Annotated in this window: 2 protein-coding genes; both read right to left on the minus strand. The window is 75.4% G+C overall.

The window, feature by feature from the left end; translation table 11 throughout:
- On the minus strand, positions 1-6,262 hold a 6,262-nt coding region (locus tag BBH68_RS44165; protein WP_141713150.1), incomplete at its 3' end, for a type I polyketide synthase.
- A gap of 22 nt (positions 6,263-6,284) precedes the next feature.
- The coding region (locus tag BBH68_RS36795) for a hypothetical protein (protein ID WP_218029736.1) at positions 6,285-6,583 on the minus strand (299 nt) is incomplete at its 5' end.

The raw sequence follows: 6,583 nt of genomic DNA on the forward strand, positions 1-6,583 counted from the left end.
GGCCCAGACCGGCGTTGGCGAGGGCCTGGGCGATGACACGCTGCTGGGAGGGGCCGTTGGGGGCGGTCAGGCCGTTGCTCGCGCCGTCCTGGTTGATCGCGGAGCCGCGCAGTACGGCGAGCACCTGGTGGCCGTTGCGGCGGGCGTCGGAGAGCCGTTCGAGCACGACGAGCCCGGCCCCCTCGCTCAGGCTGGTGCCGTCGGCGGCGGCGGCGAACGGTTTGCACCGGCCGTCGGGCGCCAGGCCGCGCTGCCGGGAGAACCCGGTGAACGGATCGGGGGTGGCCATGACGGTCACACCGCCCGCCAGCGCCAGGTCGCACTCGCCCTGGCGCAGGGCCCCGGCGGCGAGGTGCATGGACACCAGGGAGGAGGAGCAGGCGGTGTCGACGGTGACGGCGGGGCCCTGGAGGCCGAGGGTGTACGCCACCCGGCCGGAGATGATGCTGCCGATGCTGGAGAGCATCGTGTAGCCGTCCAGGCGGGGGTCGCCGGGGGGCAGGCCGGTGGCGTAGTCGTGGTAGATGACGCCGGTATAGACGCCGGTCAGGCTCTCGTGGAGGGTGTGCGGGTCGATGCCGGCGCGTTCGAGGGCCTCCCAGGCGGTTTCCAGGACGAGGCGCTGCTGGGGGTCCATGGCCAGGGCCTCGCGGGGGTTGATGCCGAAGAAAGCCGCGTCGAAGCCGTCGACGTCATAGATGAACGCGCCCTCGGAGGCGTACGTGGTGCCGGGGTGGTCGGAGTCCGGGTGGAACAGGTTGGCCAGGTCCCAGCCGCGGTTGGTGGGGAACGGACCCACCACCTCCCGTCCCGCCGCGACCAGGTCCCACAGCTCCTCGGGGGTGGTCACCCCGCCGGGGAAGCGGCAGGCCATCGCCACCACCGCGATCGGCTCGTCGTCCGCGCCGCCGGTCCGGGCCGGCGGCGGTGCGAGAGGCGAGGACACGGGCGTGCCGGCGGTCAGGCGGTGCAGGAGGTGGTCGGCGAGGCCCCGGGGGGTCGGGTAGTCGAAGACCAGGCCGGCGGGCAGGCGCAGCCCGGTGGCCTCGGCCAGCCGGTTGCGCAGTCCGACCGCTGTGAGGGAGTCGAAGCCCAGCTCCTTGAAGGCGGCCTCGGGCCGGATGGCCGCGTCGGAGGAGTGGCCCAGGACCACGGCGGCCGCCCGGCGCACCGTTTCCAGCACGACGTCACGCTGTCCGGAGGCGTCGAGACCGGCGAGGCGTGAGGCCAGGGCGCTTGCCACCGACCGCCGTTCCGCGGCGCGGCGCCGGGCGGGCCGGGCCAGGGCGCGCAGCAGCGCGGGGACCGTGGGGCCCGGTCGGGTGGCGAGCGGGCCTTGGTGCGGGTCCGCGGCCACGGCCACCGGGCGGGTGAGGTGCGGCGCCGTGTCGAACAGGTGCAGGGCGTGGGGTGTGGCCCGTCCCCCCAGGGTCCAGGCCAGGCCGACGCCCGGGAGCCCGGCGGAACGCCGGTGGGCGATCAGCGCGTCGGCGCAGGCCTGGGCGGCGGCGCGGCCGGCTTGGCCGGGGCCGGCCACCACGTCGGTGACGGCGACGGAGGAGAGCACCGCGAACATCCGCAGCGGCAGGTCACGGGTGAGGGCGTGCAGGTTCCACGCGCCGGCGGCCCTCGCCGCCCAGGTCCGCGACAGCCGCTCCTCGTCCCAGGCCTCCACCGGGGCCGCGTCGGCCGCCTCGGTGATGTGCACGACGCCCACCAGCGGGTGGCTGTCGGGAATCGCCTCCAACACCGCCGCCAGGGCGGTGTGGTCGGCGACGTCGGCCGCAGCCGACTCCACCTCCGCCCCGAGCGCCGTCAGCCGCTCGGCCAGGGCGGCCGCCTCGGGGGCCTGGCCGCCGCAGCGGGAGAGCAGCAGCAGCCGCGGGGCGCCGTACGCGCGCACCAGGTGCTCGGCGACCACGCCGTGCAACGGGCCGGGCTCACCGGCCACCACCACCGTCCCGCCGGAGAGATCCACCTCCGTGCGCTCCCCGGGCCGCTCGACGGCACGCAGCAGACGGGGGACCGAGACCGCGCCCGAACGGACCGCGATCCGCGGCTCGTCCGCGTCGATGGCCCGGCGGACCGCCTCGGCCAGCTTTTCGCTCCCGCTCGCGGCGGTGGCGTCGGAGTGGGCGCCGGTGCGGGTGCGGGTGCCGGTGGCGGTGTCTGTGTCTGTGTCTGTGCCGGTGTCTGTGCCTGTGTCGGCGTCTGTGTCTGTGTCTGTGTCGACCAGCGTGATCCGGCCCGGGTGCTCGGCCTGGACCGCCCGGACCAGGCCCCAGACGGCCGCGCCACCCGGATCCGGGGGCCCGTCCTCCTCGCCGGCCGAGACCGCGCCGGAGGTGACCAGCACCAGCCGGGCGTCCGGTGACCGGGGCTCGGCCAGCCAGTCCCGGATGAGGCCCAGCGTGCGCCGGACAGCGGCCAGACCCGTCTCGCTCCCGGTGCCGGAGCCGGCCGCCGGCGCCACGGTGCGGACAACCAGGTCCTCGGTCTCCGCCGGCTCGGGCCGGTCCTCCGGCGGCGGCAGCGGCAGCCACTCCACCGTGAACAGGCCGCCCGGGCCACGTCGTTCGGCGGCCTTCAGCCAGTCGTCCCCGGCCGGGCGCAGCGCGACCGAATCCACGCTGAGCACGGGGGCGCCGGTCGGATCCGCCACGACGACGTTCAGCTCGCGGCCTTCGCCGTCCTCCGACCGCCGCGCGCGGAGCCGGACCCGAACGCCCGTCGCGCCGCCCGCGTGCAGCGACACACCGCTCCAGACGAACGGCAGCCACAGCGGGCCGTCGGCCCGCCGGCGGTCCAGCGCCACCGGGTGCAGGGCGGCTTCGAGCAGCGCGGGATGGATGCCGAACCCGTCGGCGCCCTCCTCGGCTCCCTGGTCCAGGGCCACCTCGGCAAGGAGATCGGCGCCGTGCCGCCACACCGCCTGGACGCCCCGGAACGTCGGGCCGTACCGGTAACCGGCCGCCTCGGTGCGCGCGTACAGGTCGGCGATGTCCACCGGCTCGGCCCCGGCGGGGGGCCAGGCGCCCGTGAGCTCCGTCCCGGCCGTCGCGCCGGGCGCGAGGGTGCCCGTCGCGTGGCAGGTCCAGATGTCCCGCTCCCCGGGTCCCTCCGGTGTGCCGGACGCGGGCTGGGAGCAGACGCGCAGCTCGCGGCGCCCGTCCTCGTCGGGGGCGTCCACCACGAGCTGGACCCGCAGCTCGGAGGTGGCCGACAGGGTCAGGGGCACGTGCAGGGTCAGCTCCTCGAGGCCGCCGCAGCCCGCCTCGTCGGCCGCCCGCAGCGCCCACTCCACCAGGGCCGTGCTGGGCAGCAGGACCACGCCCGCGACCTCGTGCTCGCCCAGCCAGCCGGCGTCACCGGCGGCCGGAAGGCGCCCGGTCAGCAGGAGCCCGCCGTCGGCGAGCCCCGTCGCGGCCGACAGCTGCGGGTGTTCCACCGGCCGCAGGCCGGCCGCGCTGACATCGCCCGCCGTACGGCCCGCCGCCACCCAGTAGCGCTCGCGCTGGAAAGGGTAGGTGGGCAGGTCGGTGGTGGCGGCCGGGGCGGTGGGATACCAGGGCCGCCAGTCGACGGCGAGCCCGGCGGTGTGGGCGTGGGCGAGGGCGCCCGCGAGGTCGAGAGGGCCGCCGTGGTCGCGGCGGAGGGTCGGGATGGTCGTGGCGGGCACGTCGGCGTCGTCGATGGCGTCCTGGATCCCGGGAGTGAGGACCGGGTGGGGGCTCACCTCGATGAAGTGGCGGTGGCGGTCGGCGAGCAGGGCGGTGAGGGTCTCGGTGAAGCGGACCGGCCGGCGGAGGTTGGTGAACCAGTACTCGGCGTCGAGCGGGGTGCCGGCCGGCGGCTGGGCGGTGACCGTGGAGTAGAAGGGGACGGTGGGCGCGGTGGGGGTGAGGTCGGTGAGCTGGGCGAGGATCGAGTCGCGGATGCGGTCGACATGGGGGCTGTGGGAGGCGTAGTCCACGTCGATGGCGCGGGTCCGCGCGCCCTCGGCCTCGGCCGCCGCCAGGACGGCGGTGATCTGCTCGGGCGGCCCGGAGACGACGGTGGAGCGGGGGCCGTTGTGGGCGGCGACGGCGACGCCCTCGGCCGCCTCGCCGAGGCCGGTCAGCAGGCGGGCGGTGTCCTCGGCGCCGAGGGTGAGGGAGGCCATGGCGCCGTGTCCGGCGAGGGCGCGGAGGGCCTGGCTGCGCAGGGCCACCACCTTGGCGGCGTCGTCGAGGGTGAGGGCCCCGGCCATACAGGCGGCGGCGATCTCGCCCTGGGAGTGGCCGATGACGGCGGCCGGGGTGATGCCGAAGTCCTGCCAGAGGCCGGCCAGGGAGACCATGACGGCCCACAGGGTCGGCTGGACGACATCCACGCGCGCGGGGTCGGTGGCGGTGTCGGTGCCGCGCAGCACGGCGGTGAGCGACCAGTCCACGTACGGCGCCAGGGCCCGCTCGCACTCCGCGATCCGGGCGGCGAAGGCGGGGGAGGAGTCCAGCAGGCCGACGGCCATGCCGGACCACTGGGAGCCCTGGCCGGGGAAGACGAAGACCGGACCTTCCTCGGGATCGAGGGCGGCGCCGCGGATCAGGCCGGGGTGTTCGCCGCCGGCGGCAAGGGCCTCCAGGGCGGCGGTGAGATCGGGCAGCCGGGTGCCGGTGACCACGGCGCGCTGGTCGAACGTGGCGCGGGTGGTGGTCAGGGACCAGGCCACCTCGGTGGGCGAGACGTCCGGGGCGTCGGCGACGGCCCGGACCAGCCGGCGCGCCTGGTCGGCCAGGGCCTCCCGGGTACGGGCCGAGAGCACCCAGGGCACCACGCCGCCCAGGACGGCCGGCCCGCCGGCGCCTTCGGCCTCCGGCCCCGGGGACGGGACCGGCTCAGCCGCCTCCTCCAGGATGATGTGGGCGTTGGTGCCGGAGATCCCGAACGCGGAGACGCCGGCCCGGCGCGGGCGGTCGGGGGCCGTCGGCCAGTCGACCGGCTCGGTGAGCAGCCGTACCGTGCCGCTGCTCCAGTCCACGTGCGAGGTGGGCTCGTCGACGTGGAGGGTGGCGGGCAGCGAGCCGTGGCGCAGGGCCATCACCATCTTGATGACGCCCGCGATCCCGGCGGCGCCCTGCGTGTGCCCGATGTTCGACTTCACCGACCCCAGCCACAGCGGACGGTCCTCCGGCCGCTCCTGACCGTAGGTGGCCAGCAGCGCCTCGGCCTCGATCGGGTCGCCGAGCGTGGTGCCCGTGCCGTGGGCCTCCACCGCGTCCACCTCGACGGCCGCCAGCCCGGCGTTGGCCAGCGCCTGGCGGATCACCCGCTGCTGCGAGGGCCCGTTGGGGGCGCTCAGCCCGTTGCTCGCGCCGTCCTGGTTCACCGCCGAACCCCGGATGACCGCGAGCACCCGGCGCCCGTTGCGCCGGGCGTCCGAGAGCCGCTCCAGCAGTACCAGGCCCGCGCCCTCGGAGAAGCCCGTGCCGTCGGCCGCGGTGGCGAACGGCTTGCACCGCCCGTCCGGGGCCAGGCCGCGCTGGCGCGAGAACTCCGTGATCACGTTCGGGGTGGACATCACCGTCACCCCGCCGGCCAGGGCCAGGTCGCACTCGCCGTGCCGCAGCGCCTGGACCGCCAGGTGCATGGCCACCAGGGACGACGAGCACGCCGTGTCCAGCGTGACCGCCGGGCCCTCCAGGCCCAGGGTGAAGGCGATACGGCCGGACACGACGCTGAGCGCGTTGCCCGTCAGCAGGAAGCCCTCGGCGCTCTTCTCGATGTGCGGTGTGCCGAACCCCGGCACACCGCAGCCCGCGTAGACGCCGGTGGAGCTGCCCTTGAGGGCGGTCGGGTCGATGTGGGCGCGTTCGAGGAGTTCCCAGGCGGTTTCCAGGAGAAGCCGCTGCTGGGGGTCCATGGCGAGGGCTTCGCGGGGGCTGATGTTGAAGAAGGAGGCGTCGAACCGGTCGGCGTCGTGGACGAAGCCGCCTTCCTGGATGTAGCTGGTGCCGGGGTGGTCGGGGTCGGGGTGGTAGAGGGCGGTGAGGTCCCAGCCGCGGTTGGTGGGGAAGGGGCCGATGGCGTCCGCGCCGGTGTCCACGAGCTGCCACAGGTCTTCGGGGGAGTCGATGCCGCCGGGGTAACGGCAGGCCATGGCGGTGATGGCGATGGGTTCGTGGTGGCGTTGTTCCGCTTCGCGCAGGCGCTGCTTGGCCTCGCCCAGATCGAGGGTGACCCGCTTGAGGTACTGACGCAGCTTGTCTTCCGTGGACGACATTGTTCCTCCCCCTCACTCCTCGTCAGGACGAGCCGAGTTGCTGATCGATGAGCGCGAACATCTCGTCGTCCGACGCCGACTCCAGCGCCTCGCCGTCGATGTCCTTGGCGCCGGCCGTCCGGCCCTCCAGCCGCGACAGCAGGGCGTGGAGCCGGCTCGCGATCGTCTCCCGGGACTTCCCCTCCACGTCATGGCTGTTCAAGGTGGACTCCAGCCTGGCCAGGTCGCCCAGGACGGGCGCGAGCGGATCGACCGCCGTGGCCGTCCGGTCCTCGGGCGCCAGTTTTTGATCCAGGTAGCGGGCCATGGTCTCCGCGTCGG

The sequence above is a fragment of the Streptomyces sparsogenes genome, assembly GCF_001704635.1.
Lineage (GTDB): Bacteria > Actinomycetota > Actinomycetes > Streptomycetales > Streptomycetaceae > Streptomyces > Streptomyces sparsogenes.